Genomic DNA, 16,497 nt, shown 5'->3' with positions numbered 1-16,497 from the left:
ATCCACCCTGGCGAGAGACACCCGACCCGTGAAACCTGCGACGCGACGAACCTCGCACCCCTGAATCAGCATGCCAAATTGTCGATCGATCCGCAGTCCACTGTATGACCGACTCCCGCCGGGCAGAAGACTTTGCCTGTCGGTGAGGCGCGAGGTCCTGCCCGACGTCGGCGGGCCGGCGCGCGCATCGGCGGGTGCCCGCGCACCCGCCCACACCCGCAAACACCCGCCGACACCTCGCACGCCCGCACCGACGAACCTCCGCCCGGCGCAGGAGCGCCGCCCCTTGCCTCCCCGGGTCGGGCGACGCAGCATGGAGCCATGACCAAGTACCTCATCTCGTTCCCGAGCGAAGCCATGGTCGTCTCCGACGAGGAGCTCCCCGCCGTCGCCGACGCCGCGCACGCCGTCCTGGAGGAGGCGAAGGCCGCCGGCGTGTACGTGTTCGGCGGCGGCATCGACGAGCAGACAGCTCCGGTTCTCGTCGCCGCCGACGGGGCCGTGTCGTCCGAGACCTATCCGGGCTCCGAGATCCGGGGCGGGTTCACCGTCCTCGAACTGCCGGATCGCGAGACCGCGGAGAAATGGGCCCGCAAGATCGCCGTCTCCTGCCGCTGCTCGCAAGAGCTCCGCGAGTTCCAGTACGACCCGCAAAGCTAGCCGCCCCGAAGGCCGCCGCCGACGCCGAACCGGATCAGCCCTCCCGGCTCCGCGTGCCCGTCACCCGAGCGGCGCGACCGGTGTCGACGTCGTACCTGAGCCCGGTGACCCGGATCCTGCCCGAGATCTTCTCGGACGACAGGAGGCGGTCGACGTCGAGCGCAACGGTCGCAGCCGGGTCGGTGACCGCGGTCGCTCGGAGGACGTCGTCCCGGAAGCCGCGAGCGACGAAGCCGCGGCGCAGAGTGTCATCGGCCATGAGCCCCGACCCGCAGTCCGTGTGGTGCATCACCACGACGTCGAACCAGGGGGTGTCGGGCGTGAGGGTCTCGTGGAGGTAGCTGATCCACGCGAGGTCGTCGAGGACGGCCTCGGTCACTCTCCCGCCGACCACGCGATGGACGATCGCGTCGCCGAGCGTGAGCCCGAACAGGTTCGCCGGATCGACGCGCGGGTCGATGCAGGTGATCAGGTAGACCTGCTTGTTCGGAACGAACGGGATCTCGGGGACGCCGGCTTTCTGATCGGTCCGGGCGAACGTCTCGTTGGCTCGGAGAAGGCTGTCGACGGTCGAGTGGTGCGCATCGATCATGCCTCCATCGAAGCAAGCGGGGCGAGGCCCCACGAGGGCGCCGCGGCCAGAAAGCGGGCGGTTTCGGCCGAGCCTCTGTCACAGGGACCGACGTTGCCGCCTCATGATCCTGCTCTGTGTCGCTTCCTGTACTGCGTCGGAGTGGTGCCGAGCTCGCGCGCGAAGTGCGTGCGCAGAGTGGCGGCGCTGCCGAAGCCGCTCTCGGCCGCAACGGCCTCGACGGGCAGCTCGGTCGCTTCGAGAAGCCGCCGGGCCTCGTGCAGCCGCTGCACGGTCAGCCATCGCATGGGGCTGACGTCCGTCTCCTCACGGAACTGCCGGGCGAACGAGCGCACCGGCAACCGCGCGTGGCGCGCCAGACGCCCCACCGTCAGAGGGCGCCGCATCTCGGCCAGGGCCCACTCGCGTGTCGGACCGAGGCCGCCGTCCGGGGAAGGGGACGCAGCGCGTACTGGGTCTGGCCGCCGGTGCGATGGGTGGCGACGACCATGCGGCGCGCGATGTCTGCGGCCACGCGTTCACCGTGGTCCTTCCGCACGAGATAGAGGCACAGGTCGATTCCCGCGGACAGGCCGGCGCTGGTCAGGATCGGCCCCTCGTCGACGTACAGGACGTCCGCGTTGAGGCGAACCCGCGGAAACCGAGCACGGAAGTGCTCCGCTTCGTCCCAGTGCGTCGTGGCCGCGCGACCGTCCAGCAGACCAGCCTCCGCGAGGGCGAACGCACCGGTGCACACGGACGCGATCCTGACGCCGCGGGCTGCCGCCGAGCGCAGAGCGTCCAGCGCGGGTCCTTCCACGGAGAGCAGCGGGTAGAAGCCGGGCACGATGACCGTGTCTGCCGCCTCGATCGCGTCGAGGCCGGAGCGCACGTCGATGCCGAACGCGGTCGAGGTCGCGACTCGACCCGATCGTTCGCTGCAGACGACGAAGTCGTAGCGCTCGCGTTCGTCGCGGTGGCCGAAGACCTGAGCGGCGATGGACAGGTCGAACGCCACCACGCCCGGAAACACCAGGGCCACGACCCGGTGCACTCCTGACTGAGCTGTCACCCGGCCACCGTAGCCCGGTCAGACGGGCGCCAGGGGAACGGCCTCGCCCGTCGGCAGCTCCACGCGGATCTCGTCGCCGGCACGGACGGTCCCTCCGGCGACGACGACGGCCATGACGCCGCCCTTGCGTTCGACGGTTCCGTCTTCGGCCCTTCCGAGGACCTGTCGCAGCAGCCCCGGCTCGAACCCGTTGATCTGCTGGCACGGGTTGCGAAGCCCCGTGACGCGCACGATCGCGTCGTCACCGAGGTGCAGCAGGGTGCCCGAGGGCAGCGCGAGCAGGTCGAGGCCGCGCGTCGTCACGTTCTCGCCCAGTTGGCCGGCTTCGACGTCGTATCCCGACGCTGCCACCTCGTCGAACAGCTCGGCGTGCATCAGGTGCACCTGACGGAGATTCGGCTGCGTCGGGTCGCGCGCAACCCGCGAACGGTGCTGGACGGTCACGCCGGCGTGGGTATCGCCCTCGATCCCCCAGCCCGCGATGAGAACGATCTCGTCGACGACGGGCTTGCTGAAACGGTGGTCGGCATCCCGGCTCACGGCGACGATCGACCCGATCTGGTTCTCCAAGGGCATGACTCGATTGTGACGCATGCCCGGGCCGACCCGTCGAGCACCGCCGGGAACGACCGGCGGGGCGGGCCTCTCGTTATCGTGGGCAGATGCCCAGGTCAGGCGGGCCGGGGCATTTGTGCCCCTCCCGCGCCGATCCCGTCTCCAACTACCCTCAGGGCATGCAGGATCATCTCGGCGCGGTGATGCCTCGAAGTCGCGTCGTCTGGGGCTGGGTCGAGTTCGCCGGTGCGTTCGTGGCGATCGTCGCCGTGCTCGGGCTGATCAGCCAGTGGGGATCCCTCTACTTCGTTCTGTTCGGCGGCCCGGCGCGCCCACCGAGCGACCACGAGATCCTGGTCTACAACGTGACCACCGGGGTCGCCGCGGTCGCCCTCGCCGCCGCCGTGACAGCCGCCTTCCTGCTCGGACACAAGATCCTCCTGGGCGTGCACATCGTCGGAGCCTTCATCGCGCTCGGCGTCGTCGTCATCCTCGCCTTCCCCGCTGATCGCTGGCAACCGCCCTCCGGTGGCAACCCGCTGCCCGCCGACTACCACCCCTGCTACAGCGGCGCGAACGACTGCGACTGACGCCTTCACGGCGTCTCGGTCGACCGGCCCAGAGAAGCGATCAGGCTCCACAGGATCCGCCGCGCAGCGGTTTCCTCCTGATCGGTCAGATTCGACAGCATCCTCCGCTCGACCGCCCGCACGGCCACCGTCGCCGTGGCGAGCTCCCGCCGGCCTGCGGCGGTGAGCCGGGCGGGAAGGACCTTGCCGACGGGCGCCTCCGACGGCCGGGTCACGTAGCCGTCATGCTCCAGCGACTGGAGGAGGACGTTCATGGACTGCCGCGACACGAATGTCGCCCGTGCGAGCTCGGAGTTCGACAGGCCCGGGCGCTGCGCGAGCTGTTCGAGGCACGCGTAGTGGGTCACGCTCATGCCCAGCGGTCGGAGGGCCGCGTCCATGGCCGAGCGCAGGGCGCTCGACGCCTGTTTGAGCAGCAAGCCCACGGATGTGTCCACGTCGACACCGACACCTTCTTGACTCATGTCAGTATTCTGACATACAGTGATGCGTGTCAACAAAACTGACATCAAAAAGGAGCATCATCATGGCTGTCACCGGTCCCGACTTCCTCTCTCTCCAGGCCCGCGATCTCGACGCGTCGCAGGCGTTCTACGAGCACTACCTCGGCCTCGTCCGCTCGCAGGCGGGCCCTCCCCACGCCGTCGTCTTCGAGACGACGCCGATCGCCTTCGCCCTGCGCGACGTCGTCCCCGGGGTCGACCTCGACGCCGCACCGCAGCCCGGGGTCGGCGCGGCGATCTGGCTCCACGCCACCGACACCCAGGCCATCCACGACGCACTCGCCGCCGACGGTCACACCATCGTCTCCGCCCCGATCGACGGGCCGTTCGGGCGAACCTTCACGTTCGCCGATCCTGACGGCTACCAGATCACCCTCCACGACCGCGCCTGAGGGGCGCGCGCCGGTCTTCCGAGCAACGGGTCGCCAACCCCGTGCCCCCATAACAGAGGACATGACCCGTGGCCCGAATTCCTGTAAGAATGCCTCAAATCGTCGTCTCCGTGAGGAGACGCGCCTGTTCATCGCCGTGACCCGCACGGCACCTCGGCCAGCGTTCCCGCCGCAGACCGACCTGGACAGATCTCGAACCCGAAAGCAGTCCGTTGCGCTTCTCTGTCGCCTCGCTCCTCAACCAGGATTCCTCATCGAAGGTGACAGGGTGGTTCACCCGGCCGCTGGCTGCGGTGCTGGCGATCCTGCTGGTCGCGATCGGCCTCGCCGTCGTCCCCTCCCAGGCTGCTCAGGCCGCGAACACGATGACCCTGACGGCCACGTCCTCCGGCAGCGTGCTCGCGGGCCAGCCCGCGACGGTGACCCTGACGGCGACGAATCCGACGGCGACCGACGAGTACAACGCGTCGTTCCGGTACGTCCTGCCCGCGGGCGTGACCTACGTCGCAGGATCGGCCGGAACGGACGCCGGCGATCCGACGATCGTGACGATCACGGATTCCGCCGGGCCCCCGGCGGTCACCCACCAGGTGCTGGTGTGGCAGAACCTGTCCGACCTCAGCGCAGGGTCGTCGTCCTCGGTGGGTTTCCAGGTGCAGAGCACGGCTCCGGTCGGGAGCACGTTCACGGGGACGGCCAGCGCGTACGCGCAATCCGATCCGCGAACCATCCCCGCGTTCGACGCGAACGGGAACGCCGTGGCCGGCACGTACACGGACAGCGCCACGGCCATCTCCTCGGCCACCACGATCTCCGCCCTCAAGGTCACGAAGTCGGAACCGAGCCCCGAGCACGAGCTGATGCGCGGCGTCCACGACCAGCCGACCGTCTACACGCTCACGGTCGAGAACACGGCTGATGCCGCGACCGCCGGGGTGACGCTGGTCGACTACCTGCCGGCGGGTCTCGAGTTCCTCGGCTGCGGCGCGGTCGACAATTCCACGGCGGGCGCGGTCGAGTACAGCGGTGCGCCCCGTCTCGATCAGACCTACCCGACCGCTCTGCCCGCGAGTGTCTGCCCGCAACCGGTGAGCGTGGTAACCGTCAGCAACCCCGCCGGGCAGCCCGCCGGTGTCTACACGGCCGTCACCTGGAGCCTCGGGGCGATCTCGTCGACCACGCCTCAGACGATCCAGTACGTGGCCGCCGTGCCACTGCGGGCGAACACGACGACGTGGAGCGGTACGGCCCCGTCGGCCGCCTCGCTCGGGCAGACGGCGAACCTCGACAACAACACCGGCGCGCTCACCCGCCAGGTCGGAGGCGCGACGGCCTACACGAACAGCGCCGTCGCCACCGGCACCTACACCGGTCCCGTCGCCTCCGGAGCCTCGACGACGGTGTCGGCGACGGACTCCGTCACGATCAAGGCGTCCGACCTCTCCATCGTGAAATCGAGCGACTCCACCTCGTTCGTGGCCGGTCGGCTCAGCGCCTACTCGCTCCTGGTCCGGTCGAGCGAGTACGTCTCCGACATCGGTATGACGATCACAGACGTCCAGGACGACGGGCTCTGCCCGGCCGTCCCCGCCGACACGCCTCGGTCGGGCGACCCGGTCCCCGCCGACTGCGATCCGTCCCGGACGCCTTCCGTCGCCGGAACGATCACGAACGCCACCGCCACGAACGTGGCCTACGACGCCTCCACGGGCAAATTCACCCTGACGCTCGTTCCGACCGCCGCGACCCTCGCGCCGAACTCGTCCGTCACCATCGGCTACAGCGTCCTCATGCGCGCCGCCTACTCGACCACCGGCCTGCCGACGGCGGCAGGCGACTCGTTCACGAACGACGTCAGGATCGCCGGCACGTCCACCTCCGTGCCCGCCACCGGCCAGACGCCCTCCACCGAGCCGGTCACCGACACGTCGAGTTTCACCAAGACGACCACCGGGCCCACCATCTCGAAGAAGATCCTGCCCCGAACCGCCGTGTCCGGTGTCGCCGACTGCGCCGCCGACTCCCACGCGGGTGACTACGTCTCGACCGAGACCACGTCGGGCCCCGCGTTCCAGCTGGGCGACCGCGTCTGCTTCCAGCTGACCGTCCGGTTCTCGGCCGACACCCTCACCCGCAACGCCAGGATCACCGATTTCCTGCCGTCCGACGCCGCCTACGAGGACTCCGCCCTCGGAGACGCCGGCACCGGCAACACCCTTCCCGCCGGTCAGTACTCGGCCCCGACCACGCGCACCTCGCGCGCCGCCTGGACCCTGGGCTCGACCCGCCAGGGGCTGAGCGGACTCTACGTCGATCAGGGCGTCACCGCCGTCATCTACGTCAGTGCACTCGTCACGTCACCCGCTTCCACGGCGACGACGCCTGACGTCCAGGGCAACCTGATGAAGTACAGCGAGACCAACACGGCGGGTCAGGCGCTCTCCCTGCGCGACAGGGCGAACTTCCGCGTGGCGCCGGCCCCGCAGCTGGCCCTGGCCAAGACGATCGTGTCCGACAGCACCGATCCGGTCGCCGGCCCGGTCACCCGGGCGACGGCTCGGGAGGGCTCCGTCCTGGGCTACCGAGTCGACGTCTCCAACGTCGGCACGGCAGCACAGGGCAACGACGTGCAGACCGACAACGTCACCGTGTGGGACGCCCTGCCGGCCGGCGTCACGTGCGCCGCCGTGTCCGCCATCTCGAACCTCGGATCCTGCTCCGACACTCCCCCGCTCGGGATCGTTCCTTCCCAGTCGTCGGCGAGTGTGATCGTGTGGACGATCCCGACGATCGCCGCCTCATCGGACTCCGCCGTCACCTACACGCTGACGGTCCCCGCGGGAGTCAGCGTCTCCACCTCCCTCACCAACCAGGCATCGGTCGTCGCGTTCGGCTCGCCCACGACGGACACGTCGACGGGAGACCCGGCCGAAGCGGCCTTCTACCCGGCCGCCTCGCTGTCGGCCACGAACAGCGCCCTCTCGAACGCGCAGACGGCGAACGGCTCGGCCACGGTCACGGTGCCCGCCACCACCGTCACCAAGACCGGACTGGTCGGGTCGGCGACCACCTACGAGACGGCCGTCGACAAGGCCGTCCAGGGACAGTCGGTGAGCTACCAGTACGGAGTGACCGTGCCGCGCGCCACCACCGTCTACTCCGGCGTGCTCACGGATCCCGGCATCTCGGGGATCATCGGGGCGTCACCCACCTACCTCGTCACGCTGCCCGATGGCACGACCCAAGGCCCGGGCACGTTCTCCTTCGGCGGCGGGAGCTTCACCCTCAGCCCCACCGGCACGCTGACCTTCCCGGCGACCTACGACGACACGGCGGCCGACCAGACCTTCACCGTGCAGGTCACCGGCCTGGAGGTCGACCCCGCCACGAGCCTCGGCACCAAGACGAACACGGCGACCTTCACGAGCACCGTGTCGACCGCCTCGGACGCGGCCGCCGTTCCGCCGCAGTCGGCCAGCAAGTCGATCGCCGTGGTCGCACCCGTTCCGACGCTGACCAAGACCGCCAGCCCGTCGACCGGCGTGGCAGCGGGCCAGAGCATCACGTTCGCCCTCACGGCGGGCAATACGGCAGGATCCCCTCCCGGCTACGACAGCGTGATCGTCGACTGCCTTCCCGTCGGCCTCACCTACCAGTCGTTCAACTCGACCACCAGCGGCGTCGCCCTCGCGTCGAACTCTCCGGGTGACCAGACCACCCCGGTCATCGGGACCAGCGAACTGTGCCCGACCGGAACCACGCGACTCGTGTTCAGCATCGGGACGCTCGCGCCCGGCGCGACCACACTCGTCAACGTCATCGCAACGGTCGACTCGACGGCCGTGTCCAGCGACACGTACACCAACAACGCCAAGGTCGTCACCTCGACGCTTCCCAACGGGGTTCGCGACAGCACCGTCGAAGGCGTCGAGGCCACCGCAGCGCAGGCGACCGTCACCGTGGTCGCTCCGACCGTGAACAAGACGGTGTCCGCACCGAAGGTGGCCGCCGGCGGAACCGTCTCCTACACGGTCGAGTCGAGCGTGCCCGCGAACGTGACGCTCTTCGATCCCACCCTCACCGATCAGCTCCCCGCTGGAATGAGCCTGTCCGGGACGGCCACCTGCACCCTCGACGGAACTCCGATCGCCTGCGCCCCGCTGACGACGACGACCGCGGCGAACCGGACGACGATCGGCTGGACCTTCCCCCGGATCACCGCCGGTACCGCGATCCGCAAGCTGACCGTCACCTTCGCGGTGCAGCTGTCGACGACGGTCTCGACCGCGCGCGGGACGGCTCTCTCCAACACGGCGCTCCTGAAGTGGAACTCGTCGGAGAAGGGCGCTCCGACGTCCGTCACGGCGACCTTCGACCGCTCGGTCCCGTCGAATTCCGCGTCCACCACCGTCACGACACCCGCCGTGACCGTGGCCAAGACCGTCACCCCTCCCGGTGGCACCGCCTCGGGCGCCGCGATGGCCAAGCCCGGTGACGTCTTCACCTATGCGGTGACGGCCACGAACGCGGCGAACGCGAACGCCAGCGCCGCCTTCGACACCGTGATCAAAGACGTCGTTCCCACCGGGGTGATCGTCGACCCGTCCTCGCTGGCGTCGAACGGCACCCTCTCGGGCCAGACGGCGACCGGTGGCGGCACGATCACCTGGACCGGCGTGACCATCGCTGCCGGCGGGTCGAAGACGTATACCTACGCGGCCACCTTTGCCGCCTCCGCGACGCTGCACGCGACGGCTCTCACCAACACGGCCAACGTCGCGTCCTACAACTCGGTGGAGGGCGCCGGCGTCGCCTACGGTCCGGGAACGGCGGCGACAGCAAAGGTCACGCCGACCGTGCCGCGGGTGACGATCGCGAAGAGCGCAGCCGCCGGAACGCTCGCCTACGTCGGCCAGCCCTTCCCGTGGCGCGTGGCCTTCGCGAACGCCGGCGCGGCCGCGACGACGCTGACCCCGACCGACACCCTGCCGGCGAACTGGACCTACGTGCCCGGCTCCGCCACCTACTCGGTCGCAAGCGGCGCAGCTCAGGCCATCGCCGACCCGACGGTCACCACGGCCGGCGGCGTCCAGACCCTCGCCTTCGGCAACCTGGGCTCCCTGCCCGGCGCCGGAACGACGAGCGAACTCGACTACCAGGCGGTGCCGACGGCTGCCGCCACGCAGACACCGGGCACGGGCGCGGCCAACCCGCACGTGAACTCCGTCTCGGCGGTCTCCACCGACCCGACCGGTGCCTCGCAGGACGCCGACAACTCGTACACGGGCCCCGCCGCGACCGCTTCGGCCGTGATCCAGTCCGCCGACATCGCCGTCGTCAAGAGCGCTGCCGACCCCCTCGTCGCCGGAACGACCGTGACGGCGTGGAAGCTGACGGTCTCCAACAACGGCGGCAACACGGCCGTCGGCCCTTTCACGGTCACCGACGACCCGACGACGCTCCCGGGTGACGTCACCATCACCCGAGCCTCGGGCGACGGCTGGAGCTGCACGACGCCGGACGGTTCCGGCGCGTTCACCTGCACACGCACCGACGCCACCGACACCCTCGCGAGCGGGGCGTCCTTCCCGGCCATCAGTGTCGCGGCGGCGACCGACAGCGACGCCTCCGTCGAGTCGGTCACCAACTCCGCCTCGGTGACCGCCAAGACCTTCGACCCCGACACGACGAACAACACCTCCTCCTCGACCGTGTCGACGGTTCAGCAGGCCGACCTCGCCGTCTCGAAGACCGTGGGCTCCGTCCACGCCGGAAGCACCGTGACCTGGCAGCTCGGGGTGTCGAACCTGGGTCCGTCCACCTCTCGATCCGGCATCACGGTGACCGACCCGATCCCCTCGGGCGTCTCGGACGTCGCGGCGTCCGGCACCGACTGGACCTGTGACATCACCACCGGCACGGTCGTCTGCACGCTCACCGCCGACCTCTCCGCCGGAACGCCGGCGCCCCCGATCCTGCTCACCGGAACCGTGGCGTCCTCGTTCACCGGCACCCTGTCGAACTCGGCGACCGTGACCGGCCGGACGACCGACCCGAACCCGCTGAACAACAGCGCCTCCGCGTCGGCCACGGTCGACACGGCGACCACGCTGTCCGTGGCCAAGACCCTCGTCTCGTCGACCGTCGAGCCCGGGTCCGACGTCAGCTTCGCCGTCGCCGTCACCAACACGGGAACCTCCGACGCCCGCACCGTGTCCGTGACGGATTCGCTGCCGGCCGGTCTGACCTACGTGTCGTCCTCGAGCACCACCGGCACCTGGACCTGCTCCGAGACGGCGACCTCGCCGTCGACCGCGACCTGCGACCTGCAGGGCTCTCTGTCGGCGAGTGCAGGATCGAGCGTGGCGACGGTCGTCATCGTCGCTCACGTTCCCGCCGACCTGACGACGCCGATCACGAACGTCGCGACGGCGCACGCCGACAACGCACCCGATTCCAGCGGGACGTTCACCAACGGCTCGACGCCGCGCACGGCCTTCTCGCTGACGAAGACGCACCCTGCCGGCGACATCCGGGCGGGGCAGGACATCTCCTACACGCTCACGGCCACGAACGACGGGCCCTCGGATGCACCCGCGGGCACCACCGTGACGGACACCCTGCCGAGCGACTTCACGTACTCGTCGGCCACGGGCGACGGCTGGGACTGCTCGGCCGCCGCGCAGGTCATCACCTGCACGACTCAGGCCACGGCGGCTGTCGGTGCGGCCTTCCCCTCGATCGCCGTCGTCGCCTCGACCGATCCGACGCTGGACCCCGGCACCTACACCAACACGGCCGCCGTGACCGGGCCCGGCGCGCCGTCGACCGTGTTCGCGAGTGATCCCACCGTCATCACGACGGCCGCGACCCTGCACGTCGACAAGACGGTCACCTCCGGCTCGACCGTTCCCGCGGGCACGCTCGCGACCTACGACGTGACCGTCACGAACGACGGCCCGTCGGCCGCGCGCAGCGTCTCGCTGGCCGACGTGACGCCGGTCGGAATGACCACGGTGTCGATCTCGGGCGACGGCTGGACCTGCGACGACAGCGCGGGATCCTGCACCGACGCTCTGGTTCCCCCAGGGACGACGACTCTCCACGTCACGGCACGCGTCGCTTCGTCCGTGCCGAACGACACCGTCCTGACCAACCGGGCGAACCTCGCCTGGACGGACACGCAGGGCAGCTACACCGACTCCAGCACGGCCGACGTGACGGTGAACGCTGCAGCCGCCCTCGCTCTCACGAAGACGGCGGTCGACGCGTCCGGCGCTCCGGTGGACGCTGCCGATGCCGGCGATCTGCAGCGCTACGCCCTGGTCGCGACCAACGCGGGGCCGTCCGACGCCGTCGGCCCCTGAGCATCACCGACACCCTGCCGGCCGGGCTCAGCTACGTGTCCTCCAACCCGGACTGGACCTGCGCCGTCGACCCGATCCACGCCGACACGGTCGACTGCCAGCTCGCCGACGGGTCCGGCCTCGTCGCGGGCGGAACCGCGCCGCCGCTGACCCTGACCACGAGAGTCGCTCCCGATCTCAGCAACGTCTCGCTCACCAACGAGGCGTCGCTGTCCTCCGCCACCGCGCAGGTCGGACCAGAGGCCGTGGCGAGCTCCACCGTCACGGTCGGAGCGGTCGACGACCTGTCGATCACGAAGACGCACACAGGGACGCCCCACATCGGGTCCGCGCTGCCCTTCCGGATCGGCGTGGTCAACCACGGCCCCTCGGATGCCGCCGGCGTCGCCGTCGAGGACGTCCTCCCGGTCGGTCTCGACTACGTGTCGGTCGAGGAAGCGACAGCGCGTGGACCTGTACCGCGGCGGCGGCGACCGCGACAGGCACGCCGGTCTCGTGCGACCTCTCCGGCACCCTGGGCGCCGATGCCACCGCGCCGACGCTCACGATCAACACGACCGTCACGGCGAAGGCCTACCCCGGCGTGACGAACACGGCGAAGGTCACCTCGACCACGACCGATTCGGACCCGTCGAACAACGCGGCGGCCGACCCCGTCACCGTGCCGGCCCTGTCCTCCCTGTCGATCACCAAGACGCATCGCGGCACTGCGGTTCGCGGCCAGGAGCTGGTCTACGTGCTCACGGTGACGAACTCCGGACCGACCGCGGATCCGGGGCCGATCACTGTCACCGACCCGCTCCCGACGGGGTTGAGCTTCGTCTCGGCCAGCCCGAGCGACGACTCGTGCCGTGCGTCGGGCGCGAAAGTGACCTGCGACCTGACCGGTGACCTGGCGGTCGGACAGTCGCGCACCATCCTCCTCACGACGCGCGTCGCCGACAACGCTCCCGGCACGATCGTCAACACGGCCGCCCTCTCCTCCCCCACCGAGCAGGTGCAGCCTCCCGCCGGCTCGCCCGCGCCGCAGACCACCGCCTCCAACTCGGCGGCCGTCGCAGCCGCTGCGGCGGCAACACCGGCAGGGGGCGCAGGATCCGCGGTGCTCGCGTTCACGGGATCGCACGGAGTCGGTCTGGCAGTCGGTGGAGCTCTCGCGGCTATCGCGGCCGGTCTCGTACTGATGGTGCGGCGTCGACGTCGCGGAGTCGGATACGCCAAGCGGCGGCACTGAGCGGACGCGGGCACTGACGACGTTCGTCGTCGGTGCCCGTTCCGACGCCGCTCTCGACCCTCAGTCGAGAACCGCGGCGACGGCTTCGATCTCGACGAGCTGGCCCTCGTACCCGAGGACTGTCACGCCGAGCAGCGTGCTGGGGACGTCGTGGTCGCCGAAGGCGTCGCGGACGACCTCCCACGCCGCCCCCAGATCGGCCCGATCGGTGGACGCCACGAGGACCCGGGTGCTGAGGACGTCCTCGATGCCGGCTCCCGCTTCGCGCAGCGCGACGAGCATGTTCTCCAGGCACTTCCGGGCCTGGCCTGCGTAGTCGCCGAGGCTCGCGGTGGTCCCGTCCGCATCGAGCGGGCACGCCCCCGCCAGGAAGACGAGTCGAGCGTCGGAGGGCGCCGTCGCCGCGTAGGCGTATTCGGCAACGCTCGAGAGGACTGCAGATCGGATGAGAGTCACGGTCTTCGGCATGTCGCTCCTGTGAGATCTAGCGCCCGGGGTGTCCGTACCGGCGGGCGGTGGCGAGTGCTTCGTCGCGCGTGGCGCGCCACGACGTGCGGTAGCTGTAGTCGGCGTCCCGCTCGTCGAACTCCTGCGCGGCGAGAGAGGCCGCCGCGAGAGCCGCGACGTCCTCGGGGTCGACGCTGTGCGCAAGAGGGAAAGCGAACTTGCCTCGGAAGTGGTCCTGCCACATCACCGTCAGCCGGTGGTCCGACGTGAGGTGGGCGGTCTCGCGATCGCCGCGCTCGGACCGGGTGACGATCCAGCCTCCGGCCGGGTTCGGTTCGGCCGCGAAATCGGGATCGGAGAGCCACGCCCACGCGCGATCCTGCAGGACGGGGGCATCCTGGTGGACTCGTGCCAGCGACTGGGCGAGGGCGGCCGGCGTCCACGGTGCCGGGAACCAGCTCGTGAGCGCGATGGAGAGCTCGAGCTCGGAGAGCCAGCGCATCGACTCGTCATCGGGGTAGGCGTGGGGGGTTCGAGCGCCACCGACAGCGCGATGGTCGGCAGTGCGGGTCGACCGGGGTCGAGCAGCGCCAGGTGGAGCTGAAGCATGCGAGCGTAGCGGCGATGCTCTGCCGTGTCACGAAACGGTGGCAGCGGAATGTCGTCGACCACGGGCCCGTCCCACGGCAGATCGGTGTCGATGACGCTCATCTCGGTGCCCCCTCCGGCCGCGGTCGACTGACCGCCGTGGCTACCATCCTTATCAGACGTGGCCACCCCGGCGCGCCTGTGCGAGGAGAGACGGGCTAGACGGCAGCTCGCTTGATCGACGATGACGTCCGGGCTTCATCAACGGCTCGCCGAGCGTTCGTCACTGTCCCACCCAGGGCGGCAGACAGCACACTGGTCGAATTGAACAGGATGATACGGGCCCCTCGTTCGACCCAGCGGGCAGCGTCTTCGGCGTCGTCGGCGATGACGCAGAGGGCCGCGTTGCCGGATGCTGCCACGTTCACGGCGATGGTGTCGATGGCAGAGGCGACTTCCGGGTGGCCCGGCTGCCCGGGGTATCCCATCGACATCGAGAGGTCGCTCGGGCCGATCCAGACGGCGTCCAGCCCCGGCACGGCGGCCACCTGGGCACTATTCACGTAGGCGTCCCGATCTTCGGCCTGAGCGATGACGTAGCTACCGCGTTCCGACGTGTGAAGGTGCGCCTCCAGCGACATGGTTCCGTGATGACCGGCGATGGTGCTCACGGCGAGACCTCGATTTCCGATGGGTGGGTATCTCGATGCCGCGACGGCGAGCGCAGCCTGATCAGCCGTGGAAATGTGCGGCAGGATCACGCCCGACGCCCCTGCGTCGAGAGCGCGCAGGATGAGTACGGGGTCGTTGCGTCCGAGTCGGACGAGAGTCTCAAGGCCCGCGAGGCGGGCCGAACGAAGGTGGTTCTCGAGGACGGAGTCGTCAGATTGTCCGTGTTCGGTATCGATGAGGACGAGATCGTATCCGGTATAGCCGGCGACCTCGACGAGCGGCTGGTTGGGCATCTTGACGATGAGGCCGTAGACGACTTCGTCGTTGCGGATGCGCTCTCGAAGGGATGGCTTAGCGGTCATGATGTCCGGCTCCTTGGCAGGTGGACGCGAGCGTCCGGGTTTTGTGGAAGAGTGCGATCGCCGCGGAGAGCGACTGGTCGTCGCCGACGTTGCCGGGGAAGATGACGTAGAGCATCCCTGCTCTCGGGCTGGTCGCGCCCAGGCGGAGAACCGAGATCTTCCCGGTGGCGAGCTGGCCGATGACGACGGCTTCGCGAAGGTCGAGCCCGTGGGCGGCGATGTCGTGAGAGGTGATGCCGCCCTTGGCGATGACGGAGGACAACGGCAGGTCCACCGGAAGGTCATGGACGAGTTGCGCGAGGGTGTCCGATATCCGTTTAGAGAGCGCAAGGCTCTCTTTCTTGTTCCCGTGGATGACCTCGGTCGACCTCGAGGTCACGAGGAGCGTGTCACGCCGCCCCAATGACAGCGCCACCCGTTCCCCGAGTTCGGCGCCGTAGGCTCCGGGTAGACGTTCGTGGAGGAACGCCGCGACATCGAACTCGATGACGGCCAGGTCATTTCGGGCCGCGGCCGCTTCGACCTGCGTCGTCGTCAAGGCCGTGTGGGAACCGACAACAGTGAGGCCGAAGCCCTTCCGCTGACCTTGCAGGTCGTGTTCGGTCAGTGGTGCATTGCTGCCTTGTCCGATGAGTGAGGCGATGAAGGAGGGACCGGTTCGGAACAGAAGGTTCTTCCCGAGGGTGATTGCTTCCAGGCTCGCCCGTGCGACCGTCTCGAGGTCTGGCCAGGTGGAGGCGTTGACCGCGGCAACGTCTCCGCCGGACAGGGCGCTGAGCTGGTCGAGGGCTTCGAATGGTGGACGCTCGGCGGTGGCCGCAATGGACACGACGCCCGTCCCGCTTCCGAGGCGAGCCGAGACCCAGTCGAGGAGATTCTTCTCGGTATATCCGAAGGTCGCGTCGAGCGCGAATTCGGTGTCGACGACGGGGGTCAGATGCCCGGCGCTGTCCTTCAAGGCATGGATGTCGTTGACCGTGACCCTGCCCGCTTCGAGGAACGCGGGGGCGAAGACGACGCCGTCGACGGGACGGCCGGCGTCCTTGAACACCGTCTGGATCTGGCCGAGCTCGATGGCGAAGTGTCCGCGGAGAGTGGAGTCACCCCGTGAGACGACGAGGGGCGAACCTCCGCCTCGTTTGCCGCGGAAAGGATCCTGGTGGTCAGAGTGGCGGTGGTGCTGGCTGCTCGTTCTTCGTCGAAGCCTCGCGTGTTCGTCCATACGAAGACCGTTTCACGTCGGATCGCGTGGTCGGTGAGCGTCCGGAGGCTCGGGTCGACGAGAACCGTGGCTCCGTGGACGGACTGGGATCCGGTCGGGTCGTCGTCGAGGACGACGACCCAACCGTTGACTGCCTCGAGAAGGCGAAGGATTTCCGTGTCGTGAGGCATCAGCCGACCCGAGACGCTGCGGTGATGTGTCGATTCTGTCGTTCGAGTGCTGATGTCACGGAATGCTCCTTCGCAGGTGATCGTGCGGTATC

Annotated in this window: 15 protein-coding genes and 1 pseudogene; 6 read left to right on the top strand and 10 right to left on the bottom strand. The window is 69.4% G+C overall.

Annotated features, from left to right (window positions below; genetic code table 11):
- The first annotated feature begins 321 nt into the window (after positions 1-321).
- Positions 322-660: a YciI family protein gene (locus QUE79_RS07725; protein WP_286346158.1), complete on the top strand. Its 339-nt coding sequence runs from the start codon at positions 322-324 to the stop codon at positions 658-660.
- A 34-nt stretch (positions 661-694) separates the two neighbouring features.
- Here QUE79_RS07725 and QUE79_RS07720 read toward each other — a convergent pair whose 3' ends face one another.
- The 4 genes from QUE79_RS07720 to QUE79_RS07705 all read right to left on the bottom strand — a co-directional run bounded on the left by QUE79_RS07720 (position 695) and on the right by QUE79_RS07705 (position 2,879).
- Positions 695-1,252 carry a carbonic anhydrase gene (locus tag QUE79_RS07720; RefSeq protein ID WP_286346157.1) on the bottom strand — a complete coding sequence of 186 codons (558 nt, stop codon included), beginning with the start codon at positions 1,250-1,252 and terminating at the stop codon, positions 695-697.
- 101 nt (positions 1,253-1,353) lie between these two features.
- The gene (locus QUE79_RS07715) at positions 1,354-1,638 is read right to left on the bottom strand and encodes a helix-turn-helix domain-containing protein (protein WP_286346156.1); all 285 of its coding nucleotides are present in this window, start codon (positions 1,636-1,638) and stop codon (positions 1,354-1,356) included.
- A complete protein-coding gene (locus tag QUE79_RS07710; RefSeq protein ID WP_286346155.1) occupies positions 1,623-2,303 on the bottom strand; it encodes a GlxA family transcriptional regulator in 681 nt (226 codons plus the stop codon). The genes QUE79_RS07715 and QUE79_RS07710 overlap by 16 nt, the downstream gene beginning before the upstream one ends.
- Before the next feature lie 18 nt (positions 2,304-2,321).
- A complete protein-coding gene (locus tag QUE79_RS07705; RefSeq protein WP_286346154.1) occupies positions 2,322-2,879 on the bottom strand; it encodes an MOSC domain-containing protein in 558 nt (185 codons plus the stop codon).
- A gap of 158 nt (positions 2,880-3,037) precedes the next feature.
- Between QUE79_RS07705 and QUE79_RS07700 the strand changes: the two genes are divergently transcribed.
- Positions 3,038-3,448 (top strand): hypothetical protein, encoded by a 411-nt coding sequence (locus tag QUE79_RS07700; protein WP_286346153.1) that lies wholly within the window; start codon positions 3,038-3,040, stop codon positions 3,446-3,448.
- Between the two features lie 5 nt (positions 3,449-3,453).
- Here the strand turns inward: QUE79_RS07700 and QUE79_RS07695 are convergent, their stop codons facing one another.
- Entirely contained in the window at positions 3,454-3,912 is a 459-nt protein-coding gene (locus QUE79_RS07695; protein ID WP_286346152.1) for a MarR family winged helix-turn-helix transcriptional regulator, read from the bottom strand.
- A 62-nt stretch (positions 3,913-3,974) separates the two neighbouring features.
- On the opposite strand from QUE79_RS07695, the gene QUE79_RS07690 reads away from it, so the two are divergent.
- The 4 genes from QUE79_RS07690 (at position 3,975) to QUE79_RS07675 (ending at position 12,944) form a co-directional block, all read left to right on the top strand.
- The gene (locus QUE79_RS07690; protein WP_286346151.1) at positions 3,975-4,343 is read left to right on the top strand and encodes a VOC family protein; all 369 of its coding nucleotides are present in this window, start codon (positions 3,975-3,977) and stop codon (positions 4,341-4,343) included.
- Between the two features lie 260 nt (positions 4,344-4,603).
- Positions 4,604-11,710, top strand: coding sequence for a beta strand repeat-containing protein (locus QUE79_RS07685; protein WP_286346150.1), 7,107 nt, complete (start codon positions 4,604-4,606; stop codon positions 11,708-11,710).
- Between the two features lie 35 nt (positions 11,711-11,745).
- Positions 11,746-12,297, top strand: a complete 552-nt coding sequence (locus tag QUE79_RS07680; RefSeq protein ID WP_286346149.1) for a hypothetical protein — start codon at positions 11,746-11,748, stop codon at positions 12,295-12,297.
- Positions 12,294-12,944, top strand: a complete 651-nt coding sequence (locus tag QUE79_RS07675; RefSeq protein ID WP_286346148.1) for a DUF11 domain-containing protein — start codon at positions 12,294-12,296, stop codon at positions 12,942-12,944. Before QUE79_RS07680 ends, QUE79_RS07675 begins: the two co-directional genes overlap by 4 nt.
- A gap of 60 nt (positions 12,945-13,004) precedes the next feature.
- Here QUE79_RS07675 and QUE79_RS07670 read toward each other — a convergent pair whose 3' ends face one another.
- From QUE79_RS07670 to QUE79_RS25345, 5 genes and pseudogenes are all read right to left on the bottom strand, one after another.
- Positions 13,005-13,412 carry a RidA family protein gene (locus QUE79_RS07670; RefSeq protein ID WP_286346147.1) on the bottom strand — a complete coding sequence of 136 codons (408 nt, stop codon included), beginning with the start codon at positions 13,410-13,412 and terminating at the stop codon, positions 13,005-13,007.
- Positions 13,413-13,428: 16 nt separating this feature from the next.
- Positions 13,429-13,893, bottom strand: a complete 465-nt coding sequence (locus QUE79_RS07665) for a hypothetical protein (protein WP_286346146.1) — start codon at positions 13,891-13,893, stop codon at positions 13,429-13,431.
- A gap of 304 nt (positions 13,894-14,197) precedes the next feature.
- Complete coding sequence (locus QUE79_RS07660) at positions 14,198-15,013, bottom strand: HpcH/HpaI aldolase family protein (protein ID WP_286346145.1); 816 nt, start codon at positions 15,011-15,013, stop codon at positions 14,198-14,200.
- Positions 15,003-16,235, bottom strand: a complete 1,233-nt coding sequence (locus QUE79_RS07655; RefSeq protein ID WP_286346144.1) for a four-carbon acid sugar kinase family protein — start codon at positions 16,233-16,235, stop codon at positions 15,003-15,005. The genes QUE79_RS07660 and QUE79_RS07655 overlap by 11 nt, the downstream gene beginning before the upstream one ends.
- Positions 16,211-16,405: pseudogene (locus QUE79_RS25345) on the bottom strand (hypothetical protein); the annotation flags it as partial. The pseudogene QUE79_RS25345 and the gene QUE79_RS07655, both read right to left, overlap by 25 nt.
- Positions 16,406-16,497: the final 92 nt, after the last annotated feature.

This window comes from Frondihabitans sucicola, from assembly GCF_030296615.1.
Lineage (GTDB): Bacteria > Actinomycetota > Actinomycetes > Actinomycetales > Microbacteriaceae > Frondihabitans > Frondihabitans sucicola.
The sequence above is the reverse complement of the archived record's forward strand: the minus strand, read 5'-3'. Positions and strand labels throughout refer to the sequence as shown.

Excerpts from the sequence above, each read along its gene's own strand:
- QUE79_RS07660 (WP_286346145.1), bottom strand. The coding sequence starts at position 15,013 with ATGACCGCTAAGCCATCCCTTCGAGAGCGCATCCGCAACGACGAAGTC.
- QUE79_RS07720 (WP_286346157.1), bottom strand. The coding sequence starts at position 1,252 with ATGATCGATGCGCACCACTCGACCGTCGACAGCCTTCTCCGAGCCAAC.
- QUE79_RS07705 (WP_286346154.1), bottom strand. The coding sequence starts at position 2,879 with ATGCCCTTGGAGAACCAGATCGGGTCGATCGTCGCCGTGAGCCGGGAT.
- QUE79_RS07695 (WP_286346152.1), bottom strand. The coding sequence starts at position 3,912 with ATGAGTCAAGAAGGTGTCGGTGTCGACGTGGACACATCCGTGGGCTTG.
- QUE79_RS07670 (WP_286346147.1), bottom strand. The coding sequence starts at position 13,412 with ATGCCGAAGACCGTGACTCTCATCCGATCTGCAGTCCTCTCGAGCGTT.
- QUE79_RS07700 (WP_286346153.1), top strand. The coding sequence starts at position 3,038 with ATGCAGGATCATCTCGGCGCGGTGATGCCTCGAAGTCGCGTCGTCTGG.
- QUE79_RS07725 (WP_286346158.1), top strand. The coding sequence starts at position 322 with ATGACCAAGTACCTCATCTCGTTCCCGAGCGAAGCCATGGTCGTCTCC.
- QUE79_RS07655 (WP_286346144.1), bottom strand. The coding sequence starts at position 16,235 with ATGGACGAACACGCGAGGCTTCGACGAAGAACGAGCAGCCAGCACCAC.
- QUE79_RS07715 (WP_286346156.1), bottom strand. The coding sequence starts at position 1,638 with ATGCGGCGCCCTCTGACGGTGGGGCGTCTGGCGCGCCACGCGCGGTTG.
- QUE79_RS07665 (WP_286346146.1), bottom strand. The coding sequence starts at position 13,893 with ATGCGCTGGCTCTCCGAGCTCGAGCTCTCCATCGCGCTCACGAGCTGG.
- QUE79_RS07690 (WP_286346151.1), top strand. The coding sequence starts at position 3,975 with ATGGCTGTCACCGGTCCCGACTTCCTCTCTCTCCAGGCCCGCGATCTC.